Source organism: Pseudomonas sp. Sample_10 (assembly GCF_004321495.1).
Classification (GTDB): Bacteria; Pseudomonadota; Gammaproteobacteria; order Pseudomonadales; family Pseudomonadaceae; genus Aquipseudomonas.
This window is the reverse complement of record NZ_RCOE01000156.1, coordinates 1-689: the sequence shown is the minus strand read 5'-3', so window position 1 is coordinate 689 and position 689 is coordinate 1. Positions and strand designations below refer to the sequence as shown.

The following is a 689-nucleotide window of genomic DNA, read 5'->3' as shown; positions in this document are numbered from 1 at the left end:
AGCTGTGCTTCACGATCGGCCGGGAGATACCGATCATGTCGGTTTCCTGGAACGCATCGGTGCCGACCATGGTGCTAGGCACCTGGCCGGAAATGACCACCATGGGAATCGAGTCCATGTAGGCCGTGGCAATACCGGTGATGGCGTTTGTAGCGCCCGGGCCGGAGGTCACCAGTACCACGCCGGCTTTACCGGTGGCACGGGCATAGCCGTCAGCCATATGGGTCGCAGCCTGCTCATGACGAACCAGGATGTGGGTCACTTCCGGTTCTTTGAACAGGGCATCGTAGACATGAAGAAGAGCACCACCCGGGTACCCGTAGATATATTTGACGCCTTCGTCACGCAAAAAGCGGACGAGCATCTCACCGCCAGATAAAAGCTCCACGTTGTTCACCTCTAAAACGCCAGAATACCGACCCATGAAAAAGGGACGGGTCTTAATAGGTTTACTTCTCGGCAGAGCATGAGCGACGGTGGTCGCCGACTACGTCAGCACTGACTGAGCAAGTATTGGGATCGTCCCAAGTGTTGCGGGCTTCTCCCACCCAGCGCGAGGTAACGCGTTGCGGGTGTAACAGGTCGGCGCGGATGTGCGCCTCATGATCTGCCGAGTGGGTCTGCTTCTGGCAGTCCCTCTACAGCGGACTTTGGATTCTTCTGTTTCGCCCTCTGCAAGTCAAGTCGTC

At 57.3% G+C, this 689-nt stretch carries 1 protein-coding gene; it reads right to left on the bottom strand.

The features are described from left to right. Nucleotides 1-388 (bottom strand): thiamine pyrophosphate-binding protein (locus D8U18_RS15535; protein ID WP_277752475.1); only part of this gene is annotated, 388 nt, incomplete at its 3' end. Between the last annotated feature and the right edge of the window lie 301 nt (nucleotides 389-689).